This window comes from Novosphingobium sp. (assembly GCF_031417815.1).
In the GTDB taxonomy this organism is placed as follows: Bacteria; Pseudomonadota; Alphaproteobacteria; order Sphingomonadales; family Sphingomonadaceae; genus Novosphingobium.
This window is the reverse complement of record NZ_JANOWI010000007.1, coordinates 13,316-38,202: the sequence shown is the minus strand read 5'-3', so window position 1 is coordinate 38,202 and position 24,887 is coordinate 13,316. Positions and strand designations below refer to the sequence as shown.

General features: G+C 64.9%; 23 protein-coding genes and 1 tRNA gene. 9 read left to right on the top strand and 15 right to left on the bottom strand.

Features of this window, described 5'->3' with window-relative positions:
- Positions 1-3 precede the first annotated feature (3 nt).
- Complete coding sequence (locus RMN99_RS01495) at positions 4-876, top strand: M23 family metallopeptidase (RefSeq protein ID WP_309621518.1); 873 nt, start codon at positions 4-6, stop codon at positions 874-876.
- Position 877: 1 nt separating this feature from the next.
- Here the strand turns inward: RMN99_RS01495 and RMN99_RS01490 are convergent, their stop codons facing one another.
- Complete coding sequence (locus RMN99_RS01490; protein ID WP_309621517.1) at positions 878-1,429, bottom strand: hypothetical protein; 552 nt, start codon at positions 1,427-1,429, stop codon at positions 878-880.
- Positions 1,430-1,677: 248 nt separating this feature from the next.
- Here RMN99_RS01490 and RMN99_RS01485 point away from each other — a divergent pair, with 248 nt between their 5' ends.
- The 5 genes from RMN99_RS01485 (at position 1,678) to RMN99_RS01465 (ending at position 9,881) form a co-directional block, all read left to right on the top strand.
- Positions 1,678-4,839 carry a TonB-dependent receptor domain-containing protein gene (locus tag RMN99_RS01485; protein WP_309621516.1) on the top strand — a complete coding sequence of 1,054 codons (3,162 nt, stop codon included), beginning with the start codon at positions 1,678-1,680 and terminating at the stop codon, positions 4,837-4,839.
- Between the two features lie 95 nt (positions 4,840-4,934).
- Positions 4,935-6,980 (top strand): sulfotransferase, encoded by a 2,046-nt coding sequence (locus tag RMN99_RS01480; RefSeq protein ID WP_309621515.1) that lies wholly within the window; start codon positions 4,935-4,937, stop codon positions 6,978-6,980.
- Positions 6,977-8,140, top strand: coding sequence for an aspartyl/asparaginyl beta-hydroxylase domain-containing protein (locus RMN99_RS01475; RefSeq protein WP_309621514.1), 1,164 nt, complete (start codon positions 6,977-6,979; stop codon positions 8,138-8,140). Before RMN99_RS01480 ends, RMN99_RS01475 begins: the two co-directional genes overlap by 4 nt.
- Positions 8,140-9,615 (top strand): putative 2OG-Fe(II) oxygenase, encoded by a 1,476-nt coding sequence (locus RMN99_RS01470; protein ID WP_309621513.1) that lies wholly within the window; start codon positions 8,140-8,142, stop codon positions 9,613-9,615. The genes RMN99_RS01475 and RMN99_RS01470 overlap by 1 nt, the downstream gene beginning before the upstream one ends.
- Positions 9,612-9,881 carry a hypothetical protein gene (locus tag RMN99_RS01465; protein WP_309621512.1) on the top strand — a complete coding sequence of 90 codons (270 nt, stop codon included), beginning with the start codon at positions 9,612-9,614 and terminating at the stop codon, positions 9,879-9,881. The genes RMN99_RS01470 and RMN99_RS01465 overlap by 4 nt, the downstream gene beginning before the upstream one ends.
- 84 nt (positions 9,882-9,965) lie before the next feature.
- Here RMN99_RS01465 and rpmB read toward each other — a convergent pair whose 3' ends face one another.
- Positions 9,966-10,250, bottom strand: coding sequence for a 50S ribosomal protein L28 (rpmB, locus tag RMN99_RS01460; protein ID WP_309621511.1), 285 nt, complete (start codon positions 10,248-10,250; stop codon positions 9,966-9,968).
- A gap of 100 nt (positions 10,251-10,350) precedes the next feature.
- Between rpmB and RMN99_RS01455 the strand changes: the two genes are divergently transcribed.
- Complete coding sequence (locus RMN99_RS01455; RefSeq protein WP_309621510.1) at positions 10,351-10,806, top strand: nucleoside deaminase; 456 nt, start codon at positions 10,351-10,353, stop codon at positions 10,804-10,806.
- On the opposite strand, the gene RMN99_RS01450 is transcribed toward RMN99_RS01455, so the two are convergent.
- The 11 genes from RMN99_RS01450 to RMN99_RS01400 form a co-directional block, all read right to left on the bottom strand.
- A complete protein-coding gene (locus RMN99_RS01450) occupies positions 10,803-11,582 on the bottom strand; it encodes a MipA/OmpV family protein (protein WP_309621509.1) in 780 nt (259 codons plus the stop codon). The two genes, RMN99_RS01455 and RMN99_RS01450, sit on opposite strands and share 4 nt — an antisense overlap.
- Positions 11,583-11,619: 37 nt before the next feature.
- Positions 11,620-12,327 carry a ribonuclease T2 family protein gene (locus RMN99_RS01445; protein ID WP_309621508.1) on the bottom strand — a complete coding sequence of 236 codons (708 nt, stop codon included), beginning with the start codon at positions 12,325-12,327 and terminating at the stop codon, positions 11,620-11,622.
- Entirely contained in the window at positions 12,324-13,199 is an 876-nt protein-coding gene (nadC, locus tag RMN99_RS01440; protein ID WP_309621507.1) for a carboxylating nicotinate-nucleotide diphosphorylase, read from the bottom strand. Before nadC ends, RMN99_RS01445 begins: the two co-directional genes overlap by 4 nt.
- Positions 13,200-13,291: 92 nt before the next feature.
- Positions 13,292-14,086: a LytTR family DNA-binding domain-containing protein gene (locus tag RMN99_RS01435; RefSeq protein WP_309621506.1), complete on the bottom strand. Its 795-nt coding sequence runs from the start codon at positions 14,084-14,086 to the stop codon at positions 13,292-13,294.
- A gap of 16 nt (positions 14,087-14,102) precedes the next feature.
- Positions 14,103-15,260 carry a histidine kinase gene (locus tag RMN99_RS01430; RefSeq protein WP_309621505.1) on the bottom strand — a complete coding sequence of 386 codons (1,158 nt, stop codon included), beginning with the start codon at positions 15,258-15,260 and terminating at the stop codon, positions 14,103-14,105.
- A 42-nt stretch (positions 15,261-15,302) separates the two neighbouring features.
- Positions 15,303-16,046, bottom strand: coding sequence for a DsbA family protein (locus RMN99_RS01425; RefSeq protein ID WP_309621504.1), 744 nt, complete (start codon positions 16,044-16,046; stop codon positions 15,303-15,305).
- A 9-nt stretch (positions 16,047-16,055) separates the two neighbouring features.
- A complete protein-coding gene (locus RMN99_RS01420; protein WP_309621503.1) occupies positions 16,056-17,435 on the bottom strand; it encodes a M48 family metalloprotease in 1,380 nt (459 codons plus the stop codon).
- 10 nt (positions 17,436-17,445) lie between these two features.
- Complete coding sequence (locus RMN99_RS01415; RefSeq protein WP_309621502.1) at positions 17,446-18,387, bottom strand: alpha/beta hydrolase; 942 nt, start codon at positions 18,385-18,387, stop codon at positions 17,446-17,448.
- 79 nt (positions 18,388-18,466) lie between these two features.
- Positions 18,467-19,921 carry a hypothetical protein gene (locus RMN99_RS01410; protein WP_309621501.1) on the bottom strand — a complete coding sequence of 485 codons (1,455 nt, stop codon included), beginning with the start codon at positions 19,919-19,921 and terminating at the stop codon, positions 18,467-18,469.
- A 58-nt stretch (positions 19,922-19,979) separates the two neighbouring features.
- A complete protein-coding gene (locus tag RMN99_RS01405) occupies positions 19,980-20,462 on the bottom strand; it encodes an MmcB family DNA repair protein (protein ID WP_309621500.1) in 483 nt (160 codons plus the stop codon).
- 146 nt (positions 20,463-20,608) lie between these two features.
- On the bottom strand, positions 20,609-21,031 hold the full coding sequence (locus tag RMN99_RS01400) for a hypothetical protein (RefSeq protein WP_309621499.1): 423 nt from the start codon (positions 21,029-21,031) through the stop codon (positions 20,609-20,611).
- A gap of 110 nt (positions 21,032-21,141) precedes the next feature.
- On the opposite strand from RMN99_RS01400, the gene RMN99_RS01395 reads away from it, so the two are divergent.
- Positions 21,142-21,218 (top strand) — tRNA-Arg (locus tag RMN99_RS01395).
- Position 21,219: 1 nt separating this feature from the next.
- On the opposite strand, the gene RMN99_RS01390 is transcribed toward RMN99_RS01395, so the two are convergent.
- Positions 21,220-22,434, bottom strand: coding sequence for a M20 family metallopeptidase (locus RMN99_RS01390; RefSeq protein WP_309621498.1), 1,215 nt, complete (start codon positions 22,432-22,434; stop codon positions 21,220-21,222).
- A 1-nt stretch (position 22,435) separates the two neighbouring features.
- Positions 22,436-23,401 (bottom strand): CDP-alcohol phosphatidyltransferase family protein, encoded by a 966-nt coding sequence (locus RMN99_RS01385; protein ID WP_309621497.1) that lies wholly within the window; start codon positions 23,399-23,401, stop codon positions 22,436-22,438.
- 352 nt (positions 23,402-23,753) lie between these two features.
- Here RMN99_RS01385 and RMN99_RS01380 point away from each other — a divergent pair, with 352 nt between their 5' ends.
- Positions 23,754-24,854, top strand: a complete 1,101-nt coding sequence (locus tag RMN99_RS01380; protein WP_309621496.1) for an inositol-3-phosphate synthase — start codon at positions 23,754-23,756, stop codon at positions 24,852-24,854.
- Positions 24,855-24,887 lie beyond the last annotated feature (33 nt).

Below are 24,887 nucleotides of genomic sequence, written 5' to 3'. Positions count from 1 at the left end.
GCAATGATCGATCGGCGCATGCTGCTGGCCGGGGGTGGTGCCGCGCTGGGCATCGGACTTTGGCAGATTCGCGGCCTTGCCGCCGAAGCACTGGGCTATGATGCGACCAGCGATTTCGCGCTGACCGGGCAGTTGACGCAAGGCGGCTGGGCGCGCGGCCGCGCCCCGCTGGGCACGCGCCTGCTCGGCTTCAATCGCCGGGCCGTGGCCGTCGCGCCGGATCGCAGCTTTTTCATCGCGTTTGATCGCGATGCCGCCCTTCGCGCCGATATCCTTGCCGATCTGGGCGATGGAACGACCACCCGCGGGCAGCTGACGATCGCGCCGCGCGCCTGGCAGATCGAGCGGATTCCGCTCGGCCCAAAGCCTGGCGCGCCGCCCAATCCCGAATATGCCCGCCGCCGCGAGGGCGAGCTGGCCCAGATCAATGCGGCGCGGGGCGTCGATCACGCAATCGAGGGTTGGCGGCAGAAATTCATCTGGCCGGCCTATGGCCGCATCTCGGGCCGGTTTGGTTCGCAGCGGATCTATAACGGCACGCCTGGCAGTTACCATTCGGGCATGGACATCGCCACCGGGACCAGCGGAACGCCGTTCGTCGCGCCCGCCGATGGGGTGGTGACACTGGCCGCCGCCAGTTCGTTTTCGCTCGAAGGGCGGCTCTTGATGATCGATCACGGGATGGGGCTCAACAGCGCCTTCCTGCACTGCTCGGCCCACGCCGTAAAAGTGGGCGATGTGGTCCGCCAGGGCCAGTTCATCGGCCGGATCGGCATGACCGGCCGGGCGACCGGCCCGCACCTGCACTGGTCGGTCAAATGGCGCGATGCCCGGCTCGATCCGCTGCTGTTTGTGGGCGCGATGCCGAAGCGCTAAATCATTGAATCCGGCGCATTTTTATCGCGGCTTGACCATCGACGCTGACAAAGTAACTGCCCAGCGAGCCCTTGGTGATCGCCACTTTCTGGCCTGGCTTGGGTGACAGCGCGAGCGGCTTGGAATCGATCTGTTCCCAGGTGCCGCCTTCGGCCATGGCGATGATCCACCCGTCCCCGCGTGAGCGCCGGGCCGCGGTAACCGTGGTATCCAGCCGCTTGGCCTCGGCACCGCCGCCCGCCGCGTCGAGCAGCGGCGAGATGCCGACCGCATAGCCGAATACCCCGCGCCGGGCCTCTTCCACTTGCTGGCGATCGGCCACCAGAATGTCACTGCGCTCGGCCGCGCTGGCCAGCGCCGCCGTCTGGGCGTCGAAGCAGGCGAGCCGCGCTGCCGGATCGGCGATCTGCCGGCACGCCAGCAAGTCGCTGAGCACCTTTGGGGGTGGGGGAGGTTGGCGCTTGTCAGCACCCTGCGCGCCGCTACCGATCACCAGCGCCAGCAAGAAAGTGGCCGCAAAAACGCCTGAGCGACTGATTTTGTTCCGTTTCATGGCCTGTTCCTTTGCGAATTGAACGGCAGCGTTACAGCGCCCCGCGCAACTGTCCAGACCCGACCAAATCACCGTTGCAAAATGACCACACTTGGACTGAAAAACCGCAGATTTATGCCTGATTAACTTTACAGATTCCGGCCCAGCGGACAACAGAACCGCATTCTGGGATGGTAACGCGCGGCTTGCCGGGTTCAATCCATACCAGGAAATCCACCGGGGGGCCGCATGGCCCTCGCGACAAGGGAATGAAAATCGTGAAAAAATTCTCGAACCTCCGGCTCAGTGCTGCCCCGCTTGCGGTTGGCATCGCGCTGATCGCTGCCCCCGCTTTTGCACAAGATTCCGCCGCAGCTGACGATCAGACTGAAGCGACCGCTGATGAGCCCACCCTGGTTGTCACCGGGACGCGCATCACCAACGCCAACCTGACCGCGGTTTCGCCCGTCACCTCGATCGGCAATGCCGATATCAAGCAGTCGGGTACGCAGCGTACCGAAGACCTGCTCAACTCGCTGCCGCAGGTGTTCGCCAGCCAGACCTCGACCCTGTCGAACGGTGCCACCGGCACCGCCACGGTCGATCTGCGCGGCCTCGGCTCGCAGCGCACCCTGGTGCTGATCAACGGCCGCCGCCTGATGCCGGGCGACGTGACGAGCTCGGCCGCCGATCTTAACTTCGTGCCGTCGTCGATCGTCAAGCGCGTCGACGTGCTGACCGGCGGTGCTTCGGCCACGTATGGTGCCGACGCCGTTGCCGGCGTTGTCAACTTCGTGATGGACACCGAAATGGAAGGGCTGCGGATCGATGCCAACTATGGCGTCTATCAGCACAACAACCGCAACGCGACGGTCCGTCCGATCCTTGATCGCCGCGCCGCTGCCGGCCTCGCCGGATATGGCTATCCCAAGGGCAGCGTTGTTGATGGCGGCCAGTTCGATGCCACCGTCTCGTTCGGCACCAAGTTTGACGAAGGCCGCGGCCATGCGATGGCCTATTTCGGTTATCGCAAAGCCGATCCGGTGCTCCAGGCGCGCCGTGACTACAGTGCCTGCACCATCCAGAACACGGGTGCTTCTTTGGGCACTGGCACTACGTTCCCGCTTCCGGTTGATCCGGTTCGCCTGAATCCGGCGGCACCGCTGCAGTGCGGTGGTTCGCTCACTTCGGCGACCGGCACGGCGATCTACTTCACCACCTCGTCTTCGTCGTCGACCGTCGCGGCGCTCGGCGCAGGCACTTTGGGCATTGCGCCGCTCAACCGCTACAACTTCGCGCCGCTGAACTACTTCCAGCGTCCCGATGAACGCTACACCGCGGGTGCTTTCATCGATTACGAAATCAGCCCGGCGCTTAATCCGTACATGGAATTCATGTTCATGGACGATCGTACGCTGGCCCAGATCGCCCCTTCGGGCGATTTCGGCAACACGCTGACGATCAATTGCGATAACCCGCTGCTCTCGGCGCAGCAGGCCAGCCTGCTGTGCGCCAACGGCAACCTGATCAACAATTTCATCGGTACTTTCCCGGTGGCAACCAACGCGAACTACAACCCGAATTCGGCTTCGCCGGCGATCAATTTCGTCGATCCGTTCGATGGCCACACCTATAACAAGGGCTTCTTCCAGCTGCTGCGCCGCAACGTTGAAGGCGGTCCCCGCATCAACGATCTGCAGCACACCGCCTATCGTGCGGTGCTGGGCCTGAAGGGTGATCTGGGCGATGCCTGGTCGTACGATGCGTACTACCAGTATGGCCGGATGAACTACTCGCAAGTCTACCGGAACGAGTTCTCGGTCGCCCGCCTCACCAACGCGCTCGATGTAGTGGATGATCCGCGCGTAGCCGGTGTCCAGGCAATCTGCCGTGTGGCCCTGTCGGGCCAGGATCCGCTGTGCGCTCCCTATGACGTGTTCAGCGGGGCTGCGCCTTCGGCTGCGGCGCTGAATTACCTTTCGGCTACCGGGTTCCAGAAGGGCCAGGTAAGTGAGCAGGTTGTCAGTGCGATCTTCAACGGTGATCTGGGTGCCTACGGCATCAAGTCGCCCGCGGCGACCGATGGGGTGAGCATCGCGATCGGCGGCGAATACCGCCGTGAAGCGCTTGAACTGCAGGTCGATAACGCCTTTGCCACTGGGGATCTCAGCGGCCAGGGCGCGCCGACGCTGCCGATCACCGGCAACTACACGGTGACCGAGTTCATCAGCGAAGCGGAAATTCCGCTGGTCCAGGACAACGGGATCTACAACCTCAGCGTGAATGCCGGCTATCGTTATTCGCACTACAAGATCTCGAACGGCAACACCTTCAACACCGACACCTACAAGATCGGTGTGGACTTTGCGCCGGTTCGCGACATCCGCTTCCGTGCCGCCTACAACCGCGCGGTTCGTGCCCCGAACATCCAGGAACTGTTCTCGACGCAGTTCGTGGGTCTCGACGGCTCGACCGATCCGTGCGCTGGTGCGCCGATCACGGCGACCCAGTACGGTTGCCTTGCTCAGGGTCTCGTGGTTGGCCAGAACGTCGTTGCCAACCCGGCTGCCCAGTACAACGGCCTGCTCGGCGGCAACACCAACCTGCAACCGGAAATCGCCACCACCAAGACCATTGGTGTGGTGCTCCAGCCGCGGGTGATCCCGGGCCTGTCGTTCTCGGTTGACTGGTACGACATCAAGATCGTCAATGCGATCCAGGGCTATGGCGCCGACGCGATCCTGAACGCTTGCGGGGCTTCGCCCACGCTTGCAGCAGCCAATGCCAGCCTGGCTTGCGGACTGATCAACCGCAACGCAGCCGGTTCGCTGTGGCTGACCTCTGAAGGCTATGTCAGCGATCTTCCGCAGAACGTCGGTGGGACCCGTACCCGCGGCCTCGAATTCAATGGCAACTACAGCCATGAAGTCGGCGGCCTCGGTTCGATCAACCTCAACTTCGTGGGCACCCGCCTTGAGAAGTACGAAGTCGATAACGGTCTGACCCCGCAGTACAACTGTGCTGGCTACTATGGCACCACCTGCGGCGGCCCGGCTCCCGAATGGCGCCACAAGCTGCGGATGACCTTCAACACCAAGATGGGCATCAGCCTGTCGGGTCAGTGGCGGCATTTCGGCCCGGTCGATATCGACTACAAGAACCCGAGCTCGAGCCTTTCCAGCAACTATTACAACTTCGGTTCGACGCTCCCGTCGCAGGACTACTTTGATCTGTCGATGACCGCGAACGTGGGTCGTAATTTCAGCTGGCGCCTGGGCGTCAACAACCTGCTGGACAAGGAACCGCCGCTGGTAACTTCGGGTAGCGGACGTTTCGGCGCCAGTGCCGGCGCCAGCAACGGCAATACCTTCCCGGGCACCTACGATGCGCTTGGCCGGTACATCTACACCGGTGTGACCCTGGACTTCTAAGCCAGGCGATTACCGGCTAAACAGGCGGCGGCCTCCCTTTCCGGGTGGCCGCCGCCTTTGTTTTGATCATCAGAAAAACCGGACCTGCTCATATCATGACCCAAGCCGCGCCGCCCGAAACCCTGCAGCGCATCCTGATCGCGGCCCGCAGCCGCCGTCTCGACGAGGCCGCCGTGCTGTGTGCGAGTGCGATTGCCGATCATCCCGGCGACAGCCGGTTAGGCGCGCTGGGCGGCGCAATCGAGATGCAACGCGGCCAGTTTGCCGGCGCGCTCAAACTGCTCGGCCCGGCCCATGCCCAAAATCCGGCCGACGTGACGATCCGTGCCAATCTGGCCGAGGCGCGCTATCATACCGGGGATGCCGCCGGCGCGCTGGCGCTGTGCAGCGACACCGCCATTGCCTCCGATGCCAGCGGGCGACTGCTGCGCCTCGGGGCCTACTTCGCGCAAGAGAGCGACCGGCTTGACCGCGCCGCAGATCTCTATCGCCGGATTGTCGCGAACGCACCCGACGATTGGTCGAGCTGGAACAACCTTGGCAACACGCTTGGCTCGCTTGAAGACTATGACGGCGCGATTGCCGCGCTGGAACGGGCGGCTGCCAAACAACCCGGCGACCGCACCATCGCGATCAACCTCGCCAACACCTATGCCGCGCGCGGTGACCTTGAAGAGGCCATCGCACGGTTGCAGAAGCTGGCCGACCAGGCGCCCGATTTCGTCGATCCGGTGATGGCGCTCTATGCCGTTTACACCAAACAAGGCCGCGAGGACGATGCCTATACGGCAATCGCCGAAGCCGCGCGGCGCAATCCCGGCCATGCCCAAACCCGCTCGGACTATGCGCAGGAAGCGGCCAAGCAGAACGATTATGCCATCGCCGAGCGCGAGTACGAAGCCGCGCTCGCGCTGGACCCCCGGCTCGGGCCCGCGATCGTTGGCATGGCTTCGATGCTCGAACGCATGAACCGCGAAGACGCGCTGATTCCGTTGCTGCAACGGGCCACGGAAAATGGGGTCGATGCCGAGTCAGTTTCGTATATCGATGCGATGAACCTGCGCCGAGCCGGGGATTTTGAAGGCGCGCTGGTGGCGCTCGATGCCTCCAACGAGGTTGTCGTTCCGGGTCGGCGCTTCCATTTGCGCGGCGTTCTGCTGGACCGTCTGGGTCAACACGACGAGGCTTTCGCCGCATGGCGGGCCATGAACGACTATTGGCTGGCGGACCCGACGCAGCCCAGGCAGCGGGCCCAAATGTACCGCGACAAGATCGAGCAGGACATGGCGCTGACCAACCGCGACTGGGTGAGCGGCTGGAGTCCTGCACCCGCCGGGGGCGATCTGCCCGATCCGGTCATTCTGCTTGGCTTCCCGCGATCGGGCACGACGCTCCTCGATACCATGTTGATGGGCGCACCGCGCGCGCTGGTGATGGAGGAGCAACCGTTCTTCACCGAACTCGAACAGCGCTTTGGCGGACTCGACGCTTTGGCGGCGCTCGACGAAGCCGCCCTGAAGGAAGGCCGTGCGTTTTATCACGACCGTGTTGCCACGCTCGGCCCAGTGACCTCGGACACGCTGATAATCGACAAGCACCCCCTGCACGCGAACAACATTGCCGTGATCAAGCGCTTCTTCCCCGGCGCGCGCTTCATCATGGCGATGCGTCACCCGATCGATGCGCTGCTCAGCTGCTACCTGACCAATTTCCGCATCAACAACGCGATGGCGAACTTCCTCGATCTGGAAGACGCAGCGGCGCTTTACGATCTGACCTTCACGCACTGGGAAAAGGCGCGCGCGGTGTTCGATCTGCCGGTCAAGACTGTGGTCTATGAACGCCTGGTCGAGGATACCACGCGCGAACTGCGCCCGCTGTTTGACTGGCTGGGGCTTGACTGGCCGGGCGATGAACTGGATCACCGCGAAGCCGCGCGTGCGCGCGGCGTGGTGAAGACCGCCAGCTATGCCCAGGTCACCGAACCGATCTACCAGCGCGCGCGCGGACGCTGGCTCAATTACCGCGCGCACCTTGAACCGGTGCTTGAAACGATGCGGCCATGGGCCGAAAAGTTTGGCTATTCGCTGGACGATGGCCGCATTCCGGATTGGCCGGACACAGCGGAAAAAGCTGGATGAGCGCGCCTGACGACCGCACCACACAACTTGCCGCGGCCGATGCTGCCGCCGCAGCCGGCAATCTGGCCGAAGCTGCCTCCTTGATCGAGGCGGCGCTGGCCGGGGAGGATCTTGGCCCCGCGGTCTGGCTTCGACTGGCCGGCCTGCGCCGCGCGCTGCGCCAGCCGCGTCGTGCGCTGGATGCGGTGCACAAGGCGCTGGCGCATGCCCCGTTCGATTTCGTCGCGCTCAGCCTGCGGGCCGGGCTGCTCGAAAAGCTTGAACCCGAACGCGCTGGCGAAGCCTGGGCCGAAGCGCTCGCGCAGCGCCCGCAAGGCGCGCTGCCGCAAGGCATGACGGTCAGCGTGGCCCACGGCGAAGTGCTGCGCGATGGGTGGCTGGCCGGGCGCGCCGATCGCTTTGGCAAGGCTACCGAGGCCAGCGAAACGGCAGCCGATGCCGATGCCGCGTGGAAGATCGCGCGGTTTCGCAGCAATGTGCTGCGCCAGACCCGCGTGTGGCACAGCGAACCGACGCATTACCACTTCCCCGGCCTGGTCGAGCGCGAATACCACCCGCGCGCCCGCTTCCCCTGGCTGGCCGAGCTCGAAGCGGCGACCGCAGTGGTCCGCGCCGAAATGCAGCATGCGATTGCCTCAACCCGGGCAGAGCTGGTGCCCTATATCGAATACGGCGAACACGAGGCGCTCGCGCAGTGGCGCCCGCTCAACCACAGTGCTGATTGGACTGCGCTCCACCTGCTGCGCAAAGGCGCGGTGGTGGAGGCCAATGCCGCGCTCTGCCCGCAGACCATGGCCCTGCTGGCGCGCCTGCCGCAGCCGAAGATCGCCGGGGCCTCGCCCAACGCGATGTTTTCGCTGCTCGCCCCGCACACCGCAATCCCGCCGCATGTCGGGGTCAACAATGCCCGGCTGGTCTGCCACCTGCCGCTGGTCGTGCCCGCCGGCTGCTGGTTCCGCGTCGGCGGCGAAACGCGGGAATGGCGCGAAGGCGCGGCGTTCGTGTTCGATGACACGGTAGAACACGAAGCGATGAACCCCACCGATGCGTTGCGCGTCGTGCTGATTTTCGATGTCTGGCATCCCGATCTTGGCGAGGCCGAACAGCAAGCGGTGGCGGCGGTGATTGCAGCCGATGGCGGCCTCGACGGGGGGCTGTGATGGCACTCAAGGCGCTCCACACCGTGACGCTTGAAGCCCTGGCCAACCAGGACGAAGCCGGCGCCGAACGCAAGCTCGGGCTGTGGCTGGCCGCCAACGGCCCCAATCCCGCAGTGCTGCACTGGCGCGCGCTGTTGCTGCGCGGGCTTGACCGGCACGGCGAGGCGATCGTGCTGCTGCGCGATGCGCTCGCGCGCGTGCCCGGGGATGCTGAACTTGTCCGCAATCTGGCGCAGGTTTCACTCGAAGCGGGGCTGCCGTCCGACGACCTGTTTGAACAGGCCCTGCAGCTAGATCCCGCCAGCGTGCCCACCCGGCGCGGGTTGGTTTCGGCCTATTTCGCCGCCGGCAAGGGCGCGCAGGGGCTGGCGCTGCTCGAAGCGGCGCTGGCGGCCAATCCCGGCTGGCATGATGGCCATGCCCAGTACGCGCAGCTGGCGACCTTGACCGGGCAGCCGCAGCGCGCGGTCGATACGCTTTTGGCCGCAATCGAACGCTTCCCCGATCGGCTCGAACTGCGCGCCCAGATGCTCGGCCTGCTGCTGCTGGCGGGCGATCATGCCCGTGTTGCCGATCTGGCCGAAGCGGCCATCGCACGGTTGGGCGATGTGCCGCTGCTGCTGGTTGACCGCGCGGCGGCGCTGGATGAATTGGGGCACGGCGATGCGGCAGCGGCGCTGTTTGCCCGCGCCGGCGAGCCAGCCGATGTCGGCCATGCCACGTGGCTGATCCGCCACCATTTGCGCCGCGGCGATGCCAAGGCGGCACTGGCCGTGGCAGAGCCGTGGCTGACGCGCGATGGCGCCACCCAGATCTGGCCCTATGTCTCGCTCATCTGGCGGATGCTGGGCGATGATCATGCTGAATGGCTTGAACGGCAGGACGGGCTGATCGCCACCGCTGAACTTGGCGATCAGGTCGATCTCGCCGCGCTCGGCAGGAGCCTGCGCAGGATTCATGCCGGATCGGGGCGCTTCATCGACCAGTCGGTGCGCGGCGGCACCCAAACCGATGGACCGCTGTTCTCGCGGATCGAGCCCGAGATCGTCGCCTTTCGCAAAGTGATGGCCGATGCCATGGCGCAGCACGCTGCGGCCCTGCCCGCGCACGATGCGTTCCATCCGCAGTTGGCCTTGCGCCGTGACCGGGCGGTGCGTTTTGCGGGCAGCTGGTCGGTCAGGCTTGAGGATCAGGGCTTTCATACCAGCCATCATCATCCGATGGGCTGGTTCAGCGCGGTGTTCTATGTCGCGGTGCCCGATACTCTTGCGGGCGACGAAGGGCAGCTGGTGCTTGGAGCCCCGCCCGCCGAATTGGGACTCGATCTCGCGCCATTCCAGAAGGTTGCGCCCCGGCCTGGACGGTTGGCGATCTTTCCATCGACCATGTGGCATGCTACATTCCCGCTTAGCGCGGGCGAACGCATGACGATCGCATTTGATACCGCACGACCGACAAGTGGAGACATTCGATGAGCATAGCTGCCGCCGCCCTCCTGATTCTCGCCGCAGGTTCTGCCGGAGAAAACACCAGCCAGCCCAGCCAGCCCAGCACGGCCATGCCTGCCGATGCCAAGGAAGAAGCCGATCCGATGATCTGCCAGTCCGACAAGGTGCTCGGCTCGCGGATCAAGCGCAAGAAAATCTGCATGCGCCGCACCGAATGGCAGCGCCAGCATCAGGAAGAAAAGATGATGATTGACCGCACGCAGGTGCAGCGCGGCTGCAAGCCCGGCGGCTGATCGAAACGCATCGCTTGTGCATAGCAAAAAGCGCCCGAATCGCTTCGGACGCCTTTTTTGCGTTTCAGCGCGGAACGCCGCGAATCAGGCGGCGGCCTTCTTCTTCAGTTCGCGCTTCACCTTGACTGCACCGACCGACAGATCATCGTCCGAGGTCTTGAGAAGCCAGTTGTCGAGCCCGCCGACATGTTCAACCGAACGCAGTCCGTGAGTCGAAACGCGGAACTTGAAGCTGCGGTCGAGCGCTTCGGACATCAGCGTCACGTTCTGCAGGTTGGGCAGGAACACGCGCTTGGTCTTGTTATTGGCGTGGCTGACATTGTGGCCGACTTGGCGGCCCTTGCCGGTCAGTTCGCAGATACGGGACATGGCTAAACTCGCTTCGAAAACTGGATACCCGTGATGGGGAAGGCGCGCGCATAGCGAAACGCCCTTGCAGGGTCAAGATATACCGGCCAATCCGCTGCAAATGAGCCGTTGGCCCCTGCCCGAACCGATGCAACTGGCGCTGGCCGAGGCGCGTGCGGGCGAATCTGCGGGTGAAGTGCCGATTGGTGCGGTTGTGGTCAAGGATGGCACGGTGATTGCGGCGGCCCACAACCAGCCCCGCACCCTTCACGATCCCACCGCCCACGCGGAAGTTCTGGCGATTCGCGCGGCAACCGCAGCCCTCGGCAATGAACGGCTCGATGGCTGTGAACTGTGGGTGACGCTGGAACCCTGCGCGATGTGTGCAGGTGCAATCAGCCACGCCCGGATCGCCCGGCTCTATTACGCCGCTGGCGATCCCAAAGGCGGTGCGGTGGAGCACGGCGCGCGGGTGTTCGAACACGATCAGGCGCTGCACCGGCCCGAAGTCTATGCGGGGATGGGCGAGGACGAGGCGGCCGCGCTGCTGCGGGGCTTCTTTCAGGACCGTCGCTAAATCCCGAACCGGTACGTCAGCGCAAGGCCGCCCGAAAACTGATCGGCACTGCCACTGACAACGATCGGCGATGCGGCGACGCGGCCTGTCAGCCGGTCATAGCGGACATAGGAGTAGAGGCCGAAGCGCTGGCCCAGCGGCAGCCGCAGCCCCGCCGCGGCGCCATAGCTGTAGATCCCGGGTCCAGCGTCAAACGGCGCGAAACCAGCGCTGTTGGCCACAGGCACGGAAAAGAAGGTGCGGTTGTATTTGTCCGAACCCCAGTGCAGGCGTGGACCGATGGTCAGCATGATGCCGTCCCCCGCGCCGCGCCACACGGCATCAGCAGCTAGATCGCCGGTCAGCGCCTTGTGCCCGCCGATCCCCTGGCGCAGTTCGCCGCGCAGCCGCAGCGCCGGGAGCGGCCAGGCTTCGACATAGCCGCCCAGTTCGAAAGCACTGCCGACTTCGGCAAGGCCGGGCAAGTCCTTAGCCGAACGGCCCGAAGCGAAAGTAAAGCTGGGCCCGGCCGACAGGGCGCTGCCGCGTTCACCCAGCAGCGCAAAGCCGATCGATTCGTCCGGCGATTCGGCCGGCTGCGGTGCCCCTGCGCGCCAGGTATCGAACAGCGGTAGCACGCCGATCCGGCCTGAGGACGCACCCGGGTACTTGGGCACCACCTCGATCCCGGCACCGATCACGACATTGCGGCCCGAGGTTTGCGCCTCTTGCGCGGCTGCGGGCATGGCCAAGGCGGTGCAGGTGCCGGCGAGGGTGACGAGGAGAAGCTTGGTCATGCCATGCAAACGGCGTGTTGCGGGCCCGGTTCCCGGGTCACAGCCCGCGCCAGATTTTAAGGGGTACGTCATTTTTTGATCCGAACGCGCGCCGGGAGCAGGCGCGCGGCTTGAAGTCCTTGCGATAGCACAGGTGCATTTCGCGTAGCCATCCGCCGTTCGACACGACCAGACCGACCGCCGGAAGCGGAAATCCCGGGTTGAGGCGGGCGAATTCGCGGCGCAGCTGCCCCGCGGTCAGCCCCGGCTGACGCGACAGGCGATCGGCATCGGGCAGGCGCAAGCTCTGCCACAATATCCGCGCAACCTTGAAATAGCCTTCGGGCGTCCTGGCCATGCAGCTGCCGTGCTTGGCCCATTCGTGGTCGATCAGCCACGGCACCGGGGTCATGCACAGATTGGCCCGGTAATCGGCCTGGCTCGGACGCGGGGTCACCGCGCACCACTGCGGATACTGGCCGTTTGCGCCATCGGGCCACAGCCCGTGGAGCACGAAGCCAAACCGGCCGATCTGCCCGTTGCACTGGTAATTGCCGGGATCGCGTGCCGCCTTGCCGCCGCGGCAGAACTCGGGCGACCAGCTGACGGCCAGGGTATAGCCGGTGATCGGAACGCGCGAAGCAGGGCCATCGGGGCGCACCGGCGGCGGGGCTTCGACCACGGCCGGGGCGGCACACTGGTAAGCCTGCGCCAGCGCCGGAGCGGGGGCTGCGAGCGCAACGAGGAACAGCACGCGGCGCATCATAGCGGCGTGAAATCGAGCCCGATATCGGCGGCCGGCGCGCTTTGGGTGAGGCGGCCGACCGAAACGTAGGTCACGCCCGTTGCCGCAATCGCGCCGATCGTATCGAGTCGCACCCCGCCCGAAGCTTCGCACGGGACGCGCCCGGCGATCAGCGCAACCGCTTCGCGCAACTGGTCAAGGCTCATGTTGTCGAGCAGGATGTGGCTGGCCCCTGCGGCCAGTGCCGGTTCGATCTGGGCCACGCGGTCAACCTCGCAGATGATGCTGCGGACACCCGCGGCCTTGGCGCGGGCCACCGCTTCGCCAACGCCGCCAGCAACAGCCACGTGGTTGTCCTTGATCATCGCCGCGTCCCACAGCCCCATCCGGTGGTTCTGCGCGCCGCCCATCCGGGTCGCGTACTTTTCAAGGTGACGCAGGCCGGGAATGGTCTTGCGGGTATCGAGCAGGGTCGCCCTCTTGTTACCATTTGGGCCCTGCATAGCGTCCACATAAGACCGCGTTAGCGTGGCGATACCCGACAAGTGCTGCGCAGTGTTGAGCGCCGAGCGTTCAGCGGTGAGCATCGCGCGGGCATTGCCGGACAAGCGCATCAGGTCGGTCTTCGCAGGGACCTGTGCGCCTTCCTCCACCAGCACCGCGATCTCCATGGCCGGATCGAGCGCACGAAAGAACGCTGCGGCGATCGGCAGGCCTGCCACCACGATCGCGTCGCGCGTATCCATCACGCCCGAAAACCGCGCGTCGGCCGGGATCACGCTTTCGCTGGTCACATCATGCCCGCCGCCGGGCAGACCCAGGCCGAGGTCTTCGTCCAGCGTGGCGCGGACAAACTGAGGCAGATCGAAACCGGGAAGGATGAAGCTGGTCATGTGTTCCTCGTCATCCCGGGACTGACCCGGGATCGCTGGCCGGTAATGACCGACCTAGCGGCCAACGGTCCCGGGTCAAGCCCGGGACGACGTCAGTGGACGAACCGCGCGACCACGTCGCGGTAGCTGCGGCTGACTTTCACATCGGCGCCCGATTCCAGCACCAGGAAGCATTCGCCATTGGTGTGCGGCTTGACCTGGCGGACCTGGTTGAGGTTGACGATCCAGCTGCGGTGAACCCGCTGAAACACGCGCGGATCGAGCCGCCGTTCAAGGTCTTTCATCGTTTCGCGCAGGATCAGGCTGTTGTCGGCGGTATAGATGCACATGTAATCGCCGGCCGCCTCGATCCGTTCGATCGAATCGACGTCGACCCGGAAAATCTGCCCGCGATCCTTGATGTTGATGAGCTTTTCATAGCGGTTGGCATGCTCGATATCGTCGGGCATCGCCTCGATCGCATCGGGCGCCACTTCGGTGAGCACGGCTTTAAGCATTTCGGCTTCGCCCGCCGCGCCCTTTTCGGACAGGCGGGTGCGGACGCGCTCCATCGTGTCGGCCAGTTCGTCCTCGTTGACCGGCTTCATCAGGTAATTGACCGCATTGGCCTGGAAGGCGCGGACGGCATGTTCCTGATAGGCTGTGACGAACACGATCAGCGGCGGTTCAACGTCCATCAGGCCCTTGACCACTGAAAACCCGTCAAACCCCGGCATCTGGATGTCGAGGAACACCAGATCGGGCTTTTCGGTCTTGATCCGGCGGATCGCCTCGCGCCCGTTGGCGCAGGTCTCGATCACATCGACATCGGGGAATTTCTCAAGCCGGAGCATCAGCCCCTGGATCGCCAGTTTCTCGTCATCGACGATGATGGTGCGGATGGTCATCTACAAAAAATCCTGTTCAACCCGTCAGCGCCGGGCGTTTTTCGGGCTGGCTCATGGCGGGCGCAGCCTCGCGGCGTTCAAATGGAAGTTCGATCAGCACGGCAAATCCGCCTTCGGGCGGTTCCATCGTTTCAAACCGGTGGTCTTCTCCATAGGCCTGGGCCAGCCGATCACGGATATTGGCAAGACCCACACCGGTCGACACAGGCTCGCCGCCATCGAACGTTACGCCGCTCAATCTGTTGGAGGCCCCGGTCGATTGCAATCCCGGCCCGGTGTCGGAGACGGTGATACGAAGGTTCTGGCCGACGAGCTGCGTTGAAATGGTAATTTCCGCCCCGGCTTCCTGCGGGCCGACCGCATATTTGATCGCGTTTTCGACCAGCGGCTGGAGCAGCAGCGAGGGCAGCAGCGCCTTTTCGGTGGCCGGATCGATCCGGAATGCGGTGCGCAGCCGTTCCTCGAACCGCATCCGCTCGATCTCGAGGTAGAGCTTCAGCGTCTCGACCTCTTGCGCCACGGTGACGCGGCCGGCCGGCTCGTTGACCAGCGTGTAACGCAGGAAGCTGGACAGGCGGCTGAGCATCGCATTGGCCGGCTCGGTCTGCTTGAGCAGCACCAGCGTCGAGATCGAATTCAGCGTGTTGAACAGGAAATGCGGGTTGAGCTGGTAGCGCAGCATCGCCAGCTGCGCGCTGGTCGCCTGATTTTCCAGCTGGATCAGCTGGTCGTTCTGCTCCTCGATCTGGAGGAAGAAATTGATCATGTAATAGAGCGCCGACCAGGCCAGCAGCAGCGTGGCATCAAGATAGATCAGCCCGATCACCCGGCTGACATCGAAGGTCTGATCGCCGTTGTAGAGCCCGTTCACCCAGGCATCGACCAGCGCGTAAAGTGCCACCGCAACGCTCAGCACCAGCGCGGTAACCCCCCAGGTCACCAGCGGCCGCCGGTTGATCAGGTTGCGGTAGACCACCGACAGGATCAGCGTCAGCGACAGACCGGTGATGGTCGAAATCAGCACCAGCACCAGGAACGACAGGGTCTTGGCATTGGCCAGGCCCGACATCGTGCGCAGCAGCAGCGCGCCGCCCCAGCCGGCCATCTGCAGCCGCCAGAACGCCTGGTTCTTGTTGGCAAAAAACGGGATCGGGCGAAAAGGCAGGACGGCCATGGCTGCTATTCTAGCAGAAAATTGCCGGCCGCCGCTAATGGATTACTTGCCTTTTGCCTGGGCAACCAGTTTGCCCAGTTCCACCTTGCCCAGCGCGCCGCTGGCCAGCTGATCGCCCGCCACCCAGGCCGGCGTGCCATCGATGCCCAGCTTGCGGGCAAGGTCCACATTGGCGGCAAGTTCCGCGTTGATCGCGGGCGAGGCGGCATCGGCGCGGGCCCGGTCCAGATCCAGCCCGGCATTGCGCGCCGCCGCCTCGATCGAGGCCATGTCGGTGTGGCCGATCGCGAACATTGCCTTGTGGAACGCCGGATATTTGCCCTGCTGCGCCGCAGCCAGCCCCCAGCGTGCGGCATCCGGGCTGGTCGGTGCGATGATCGGCAATTCGCGGATCACCACCTTGAGATCGGGATTTTCGGCGATCAGCGCTTCGACATCGGCCACGCTCGCGCGGCAATAGGTGCAGGCAAAATCAGAGAATTCGACCAGTACCAGGGTGCCCTGGGGATTGCCCAGCACGGCCCCCGGGAACGGCTTTTCCAATGCGTCTGCAACATCGGTAACCTGCTGGCCGGTGCTCTTCTTGCGATAGGCTTCGGCGGCTTCGGCGAGCACTTCGGGATGGCTAACCAGATAATTGCGCACCCGCGCCTCGAACGCCTCCTGGCTGCCCCCGGCCGTGCGGCCGCGTTCGAACGCCCAGCCTGCCGCCGCCCCGGCGATCAGCAAGATTACGCCTGAAATCGTGAGGAGCAGATTGGTTGCGCGCTGCGAGGGTTCGGACATGCGCCGTCGCTACCTGCGTTTGGCCGACTGTTCAATCATTGCGCGCGATTGCATCGCAATGTCTTGCGCGCGCAGCCAGTCGGGCGAACCCTTGGGCAGCGCGGCTTCGGCGGCTTCGGCGCTGACCAGCGCCGCCCCGAAATTGAGCTGCAGCACCTGCTGTTCGGCCGAAGCGAGCCGGGCGCGGGGAATATCACCCTTCTGACCGTAGATCACGCTCAGCACGTACCAGCCAAACGGGTTGTCGCGGTCGCGCGACAGCGCCGCCTTGAGCACGCGTTCGGCTTCGGGCAGGTTGGCGGGATCTTCGGTGGCGATCAGCGCATGGCCGAACAGCGTGGCGATCAGCGGCGCGAACTGGGTGATCTCGCTGGCCCGGCGCAGCGGCTCCAGCGCATCCTGCGGGCGTCCCGATTCGAGCAGAATCTGGCCCTTCAGTTCAAGGAAATAGGGGTCTTCGGGCGCGATCGCCAACAGCGCGTCGCATTCGGCCAGCGCCTTGTCGATGAAGGCTTCCTTGTGGAAGGCATAAGCGCGGGCATAGTGCGCCGGCACGGTCTGCACCGGTTCGGGATAGACTTGCAGCGTGCGGGCCGGCGTTTCGGTATAGCCAAGCAGCTTGGCCTTGATGCGCTGGAAGCGGGCCTCGATCTGCGCATCAGCCGGGGTGTTCCAGGCGGGATCGTGTTGATAGGTATCCTCCAGCGTCTGGATCCGGTCCGAGGTCATCGGGTGGCTGGAATAGAACTCGCTGTCGGCAGTGCGCTTGAAACCATAGCGCATTTCCATGTTCTGCAATTTCTTGAAGAACGCGATCGAACCGCGCCCGGAAATCCCGGCCTTGGACAGGAACGTGGCACCGGCGGCATCGGCGGTGGATTCCTGCGCGCGGCTGAAGGAGAGGTATTTGCCCAGCGCAGCCTGCTGGCCGGCCATCATCACCCCGATCGCGGCATCGCCCGCGCCGGCCGCCGCCGCCAGCCCGCCCAGGATCAGCGAAACGATGCTGATCCCTGCCGCCGCCTTCGCCCCGCCATCGTTGATCACGTGGCCGCCGGTGATGTGGCCCAGTTCGTGGGCGATCACGCCCTGCACTTCGGCGGCGCTATCGGCGGCATTGATCAGCCCGGCGTTGATGTAGATGACCTGCCCGCCAGCGACGAAGGCGTTGATCGAATTGTCGCCATACAGCACGACGTCGACATTGCGGCCATCGAGCCCCGATACGGCCACCAGCGGCGCGGCCAGATCGTGCAGCAAAGCCTCGGTTTCGGTATCGCGCAGCACCCCTTGCGCCAGGGCCGGCTGGACCCCCAGCGACAGCGCCGCCAGCATCGCCAGGAACGATGCCAGCAGGCGGGGCAAAGTGCGGGTCAGTGGGCGCTCCATGGGCAGTGACCTATCGGTTAGCCGCCTGAACCGGCGCTGAAGCCCGGCAGTGGGCCTCAAGGAAGTCTAGCACAGGTTCGATCACGCGGGTATCCCGGTTGAACGGCGCGGCCAGCAGCTTGACCGGATCGTTGTGGCCCATGCCGGGAAGCACGACGACCGTTGGCTGGTGGCCGAGCGCGGCCAGCGCCTTGGCCAGGGCGGCGGTGTTGCGCGGCTTGACCGTTTCGTCCGCATCGCCGGTAATCAGCAGCATCGGCGGGGCATCGCCGCGCACATAGCTGATCGGCTGGGTCAGCGCCGGTTGCTCGACATGGCCGAAGGCATTGCGCGCCGAATCGCTGGTGAACGGGTAAAAATCGTATGGCCCGGCCAAACCGATCACGCCGCGCACGAACCCTTCGGGCAAGGCCTGGCGGCCCAGCCACTGCCGTTCCAGCCCGAGCATCGCGGCATTGTAGGCTCCTGCCGAATGCCCGATCAGGCAGACCCCGCCGGGATCGCCGCCGAACCGCGCGACATTTGCCTGGACCCAGCCCAGCGCGGCGGCCCCGTCTTCCAGCATCGCCGGATAGCGGCCTGCCGGGCCCAGCCGGTAGCCCGCGGAGACCACCACAAAGCCGCGCCGCGCCAGCTGCCGTCCGACAAACCGGTAATCGCGCGGATCCCCGCTGCGCCACCCGCCGCCATGGATGAAGACCACCACCGGCCAGGGCTGCGTGGCAGGCGTTTCGGGTGCGATCACCGTGATCCGGTGCTGCGGATCCGCGCCATAGCGGCCATCGGCCAGTGCGATCCGGTAGCCGTGGTTGCCGCCGAACTGGCGATCGGTCCAATCGAGCAAGGCCGGGCCGTGATTGGCAATGGCCCAGCGCAAGGCCAGCACCAGGCCCAGCGCGATCAGCGCCGCGACCACGGCCACAGTCCCCCATTTGCCCAAGCGCCAGTCCATTGGCCCGGTGCCTAACACGCAAAAACAACGGGCGCCATGCCGCGAGGCAGGCGCCCGAGGAGGGGAAAGAAGAACCCGATCAGATCAGCTTGCGCGCGGCCTTTTCGATCAGGGCAACATCATCGGACACTTCGCCCAGCAGCACCACTTCGCCCGAAGGCAGACGGCGGGCGACCAGCAGCGTGAATTCGCTGCCTTCGTCAGCCACGCTGTCAAGCGGGGCATAAGCCAACTGGCGCAGCTTCTTGGCGAGCGCTTCACGCGGGGTGTCGCGCATGGCATCGGGTTTGCCGCTTTCGCTGCGTTTGAACCGGCGTTCCTCGGCAACCACACCTTTGAGCCCGCCTGCGGCATGGCTCAGGAACGGGGTCAATTCGCCGCGGGCCAGGCCGATGCGCTGGGCATGGCTCAGTGCCGAGGCATATTCGGTCAGGCGGGTCTTGTCGTATTCGGCACCGAACACCAGCTTGACCACCGGAGTCATCGGCGCGCGGTCTTGCACCGTCAGGCCCGAATCGGCGACCAGTTCGGCAAAGTCCCCGGGCAGCGCTTCGGCGGCGAGGGCAAAGTCATAGGCGCGGCCAATCGCAGCATAGAGCGCGTGACGGGTGCGGTCTTCGCTGCCGCGCGCGGCTTCAGCCAGGGCCCGCGCCGAGGCGAGATAGTCGGCCAGCGCCATATCGGCGGCATCATCGAGCACCTCAGGCTGATCAGCGGGCACCGTCAGGTCGAGCACGTCATCCCGGTCGGCTTCGGTTTCGGCGGCAAAGCCGGCCAGATCGAACACCCCGTCATCATCGCCAGGTTCGGCGCTGCCAAAGTCGGCGCTGCCCAGATCCAGCGGTTCCAGCCCTGCGGTATCGGCCGGGCCATCGGCCCAGTCGGTCAGCGGCAGATCGCGCTGCGGGATCTGCGGTACTTCAAGCTCAAGCGCCTGGTCGATTTCCCGCATCAACGCGTCGGTGGTCTGCTGGTCGGCCAGCTCCTTCCAGTTGATCACGCCATAGATGAAATCGATCGTATCATCGTCGCTCGAGAACGGCAGCAGAATGCCGCGGTAAAGAATCGTGTGATCGCGCTGGTTGATGAATTCCGCCTCGAAGCCGATCGGCGCCTGGTTGGCGATGATCTGCATGTAATGGTCGGTAATCCGCGACAGCAGTGAACGCGCCGGAACATCGGACAGCGTTTCGATCTCGCCGCCCGCACCGCATTCAACGGCCAGCTTGTCGCCGAGGAACTGGATCGAGGGGTTCTCGATCCCGCCGGTGAAATCGAGCAGGACACTGTAAGGGCCGAAATCGGGCAAGCCTTCCGCGTCGAGGTCCTCGATCGAAGGAAAATTGCGCCCATCGAGCAAGCTGGCCCAGTGGTTGTACGCGCGCACCTGCATGCGCCGCTCGTCCTGGCCGACCGGGCTGGGCGGAGCTTCGTGAAGCTCCTCTTCGTCTTCGGCTTCGGTGCCAAAAGCGATTTCGGGCCAATCACCGGCCTCGTCGTTATGGTCGCCAAATCGGCCGCGATAAGTGTCCATGTGGTGTCCCCGGTGTCCCTTTCAGACCCGGTTCTGGCGCAACATGGTAAATTAACCGTTAAGTTGTGCCGACCCGTGGATCGCTCAGGAACTGGCCGCGGCGCAGCGCCGCGCGGGCCAGCCGCTCGGTCTCGACCTTGCGCCGCGCGGCATTGAGCGGGACCAGCGGCGCGGGGCGCAAAACCTCGGCATCATAGGCATCGGCGACGATCAAGCCGCAGCGCTGCGGCAGAAAGGCCGGCCCTTCCATGCAGGCCCGGTCAAGATGCGGCGCCAGCCCCCAATAGAACCGGTCGCAATAGTCCAGATATTCGCCCCATTTGGCATCGCCGAGCAGATCGGCGCGCGAAACCTTGATTTCAACGATGATCAGATGGCCCTTGGCATCGATCCCCATCAGATCGGCGCGGCGGGCATTGCGCAGCGGCATTTCGGGCATGCACCAGATATCATTGCGGGCAAACAGCCGGCAAATCCCCCGCGCCACAGCCTGCGCCGCCTTGAGATCGGGATCGTCGGGAATCGGTGCGGGAGCTTGCATGACCAGCGCACCATAAGAACAGAGCGGGAACTGTGCAAATGTTATCCGCCTCACGGCGGTGCGGACAGGCCGTCCGGCTGATTCTTGGTTGGGTGCGCTATCCGCCTCCGCGGATGACTTGCAACACCAGCCCGAGCCGGAAGGAACTACGTAAACCGCCGCAGCGTGGTCGTCGTCGGCGGCGGGGTCAGCGCGAGCAGCACGGCGCGGGCGGCCTGGAATTCCTGCCACAAGGCCAGCGCGGCCACGGCGGGGTTCACGCCGCGGGCATTGACCGCCAGCAGCGCCGCCAGTCCCGGTTCCATGATCGCGGCCAGATCGTCGATCCCGTCTTCGGCGCGCTGGCGGCGCCAGCCCCCGGCATCGCGCATCACCGCGGGAAAATTGCGCACTTCGGCGCGCATCGGTTCGGCCGCGATCCCGGCCAGCATCCCGGCGACGCCCACCGCATCGTGCAGCGCCGACCACTTCATGCTCATCGCCGAGGCCGAAGCCTGGCCGAATTCAGGCCGCCCCGATGTGGGCAGGACGCCGCCGATGGGCGCGGAAAAACTGGAATAGGCGTTCATATCCAGACTGCCATAACGCAGCTTCGCTTGCCAAATTGCTAATTGCCGCAGCGAAAGGCGCACAAAGTGGCTGGCGCAGCCGCAAACACGCTGCTAACCGCCAGCGCAACGCATCCGTAGCTCAGCTGGATAGAGTACTGCCCTCCGAAGGCAGGGGTCACAGGTTCGAATCCTGTCGGGTGCACCAACTATTCCCACCCCCGCTCCAGAAACCGTTCCGCGCAGCCGGCCAGCAGCGCCGCGCCGCCGGGCAGGGCGCTTTCGTCGATCATCATCCGCGGCGAATGGATCGCCGGGCAGTTGTGCCAATCGACGCCTTCGTGGGCGACGCCCAGGAACAGCATTGCGCCGGGGATCTTTTCGAGCACGTAGGAGAAGTCCTCGGCGCCCATCATCGGCTGGTCGAGGCGGCGGAACGTGCCTTCGCCGAACAGCTGGGTGCTGACCGCTTCGCCCAGCGCCACCGCGCGGCCATCGCAGACGGTGACCGGAAAGCCCGGGGTGATGGTGACGGCGGCGCTGGCCCCGTGGGCTTCGGCAATACCCTTGGCCAGCCGTTCAAGCGCGGCGTGGAGCTGATCACGGTGGCGCGGCGATAGCGTGCGCAAGGTTCCGCTGAGCCGGGCGAAATCGGGAATGATGTTGTGCGCGGTGCCGGCGCCAATCTGCGCCACGGTGACCACCACCGGATCGTGCGGATCGAACTGGCGCGCGACCAGCGTCTGCAGCGCAGTCACGATCTCGCAGGCGATCGGCACCGGATCAAGCGCCATGTACGGCAAGGCGGCATGGCCGCCGCGCCCGGTGACCACCACTTCAAACTGGTCGGCCGAAGCCATCAGCGCGCCGGTCCGCCCGGCCACCTGGCCGTGGCGGGCATTGGGCATCACGTGCAAGGCAAAGGCGGCTTCGGGCAGCGGCGAACCAGCCGTTCCGCCCAGCAGGCCTTCCTCAAGCATGAATTTGGCGCCGTGGAAGCCTTCCTCGCCCGGCTGGAACATGAACCGCACTTCGCCCTTCAGGCTGGCGCGCCGTTCGCACAAGAGCCGGACTGCGCCGGCCAGCATCGCGGTGTGGGCATCGTGGCCGCAAGCATGCATCGTGCCGGGCACTTGCGAGGCGAAGTCTAGCCCGGTCTCCTCAGGCATCGCCAGCGCATCCATATCGCCGCGCAGCAGCACCGTTCGCCCTTCACCCGCGCCGCCCTTGAGGATCGCCACTGCACCGCTGGTCGAGCGGCCTTCGCGCCATTCAAGCGGCAGATCGGCCAGCGCCGCGCGGACCTTGGCGATTGTCCGGGGGGTTTGGAGCCCCAGTTCGGGCTCGGCATGGATCGCGCGGCGCAGCGCGATGATATCGCCCGATATGGCGCGGGCATTTTCCAGCAGGTCTTCGTGGAGCATTTCAGGCCTCGATGTTCGCAGCGATCCGCCGGGCCGCAGCATTGTGCATCCGCACCGAGATCACAAGCAGCACGTTGAGCACCAGCACCTGATACAGCAGGTACCACAGCGGCGTATTGGCGATCAGCATCGACAAGCCCAGCACTACCGCGCGCGGATTGGGGCCCAGCAGCTTGCACATCCGCAGCAGCGGGGGCGATTCGGAGCGAACGGCGGCAGCGATCGTATCAAGCCTGGCCCGGTCGCCTTTGGCCGCCGCAACCGCGGCATCGATCCGAAGCGCATAGGGCGTCATCCCGCTGGCGAGGCCGATGTAAGTGGAAACCAGCGCCGCGGCCCAGCTTTTCGCCGTCGCCGAATCGCTGGCGGCGTGCGAATTGCGCAGCCACGGCGTGCCATAGACCCAGTACTGGTACTGCCGCCGCTGGACTTCGACATGGTTGGACTGGACCGCGTGGCTCAGCGCGGCGACCAGCACCAGTATGCCGGCATGCCAGCCGCCGTACCATGCCGGGCTGGGGGCGATGAACCCGGCGAGCAGCATGTAAAGCACGAGGTGGCTGAGATAGTCGCACAGCCCGTCGACCATCTCGCCGATCGGGCTGGTCCGCCCGGTCAGCCGGGCGAGATCGCCATCGGCCCCGTCGACCACGTGCCAGCCCATGTGCAGCGCCATGCCCAGCGCCGCCGAAGCCGGCCATGCAAGCGTCGTGTAGCTAAGCCCTGCGGCCACCACCATCGCCGCCCCGAGCAGCGAAACCATGTTGGGGGTGATCGGCGTTCTGGCCAGCGCGCGCGCCAGTTGCCAGGCCAGCGGATGATACAGGTAGTAGTTGAGCGAATCCTGCAGTTCGCGTGGTCGCTCGGGGCGGGCCGGCCGATCCTTGTTGCTCCCCGCAGCAGTCTGCTTCACGTCCTTGCGCTCCCTTGACCGGCCTTGCCGGACCTGGCCGGCGGCTTCGATCACCGCTCCTTATCGGGCTTGCGGCGGCGCGAACAGGGGTAAGGCGCAGCCCTGGACCGCAGCCGACACGTCACCGGCTTGACCGGCATGTTGCACGGATTTGCTCAGCGCGCGTTTGGTGCTATGCTTGTAAGCCTGCATTGCGCAGGCACATTGCCGACGTGCAGCGCAAATCCCCCGGGATCTGCGCCAGAGTCGGCACCGGATGCGGTCTGGTGCGCGGCGTTGAGTCCTACGCGCCGGGTGCGGCTTTCGGTATGACCTGCGCCAAACCTCTTGCTTTTGGCGTGCAAATTCTTATTGCCGCGTCCCTTCAAGGGGGCGCGTTGCGACGCTCGAAAGGGAAGCAGAGATAATGAAGCCTATCAAAGTCGCCATGATCGGCGTCGGCAATTGTGCCAGTTCGCTGGTCCAGGGGGTTGAATACTACCGCCAGAACAATTCCTCGCAGGGCCTGATTCACGACAAGATCGGCGGCTACGGCGCCGGCGATGTCGATTTCGTGCTCGGTATCGATGTCGATGCGCGCAAGGTTGGCAAGGACATCGCCGAAGCGATCTTTTCCGCGCCCAACAACACCAAGGTGTTCCAGCAGGACGTGCCGCTGACCGGCACCAAGGTGATCATGGGCAAAGTGTCCGATGGCGTTGCCGCGCACATGACCACGGTGGGCGAAAAGGGCTTCATCGTTGCAAACGATGCCGAGCCCGACAAGGCCGGGATCATCGCAGCGATCAAGGCTTCGGGCGCCGAAGTGCTGATCAACTTCCTTCCGGTCGGCTCGCAGGCAGCAACCGAATTCTACATGGAATGTGCGCTTGAAGCGGGCGTTGCGGTGGTCAATTGCATGCCGGTGTTCATCGCCAGCCGCCCCGAATGGGAAGCGCGCTTCCGCGAAAAGAACCTGCCGATCGTGGGTGATGACATCAAGGCCCAGGTTGGCGCGACGATCGTCCACCGCGTGCTTTCCAGCCTGTTTGCGGCGCGCGGCGTCACGGTTGAGCGGACCTATCAGCTCAACACCGGCGGCAATACCGATTTCATGAACATGCTCGATCGCCAACGGCTCGGTTCGAAGAAGGAATCGAAGACCGAAGCGGTTCAGGCGATGCTGGCGCAGCGGCTTGCGGATGAAAACATCCACGTCGGCCCGTCGGACTATGTGCCCTGGCAAAAGGACAACAAGCTGTGCTTCCTGCGCCTTGAAGGGCTGCAGTGGGGCAATGTGCCGATGGAGCTGGAATTGCGCCTGTCGGTCGAAGACAGCCCCAATTCGGCTGCCTGCGTGATGGACGCGATCCGCTGTGCCAAGCTGGCGCTCGACCGGGGTGAAGGCGGCGCGCTGATCGGCCCCTCGGCCTATTTCTGCAAGCATCCGCCGCAGCAGTTCAACGACGATCTGGCCGCCCAGATGGTCGATGAATACATCGCGGAAACCGCGCTCGCGGCCGAATAAGGCCCGCGTGATCGAATTCAGACGCGGCGTCGG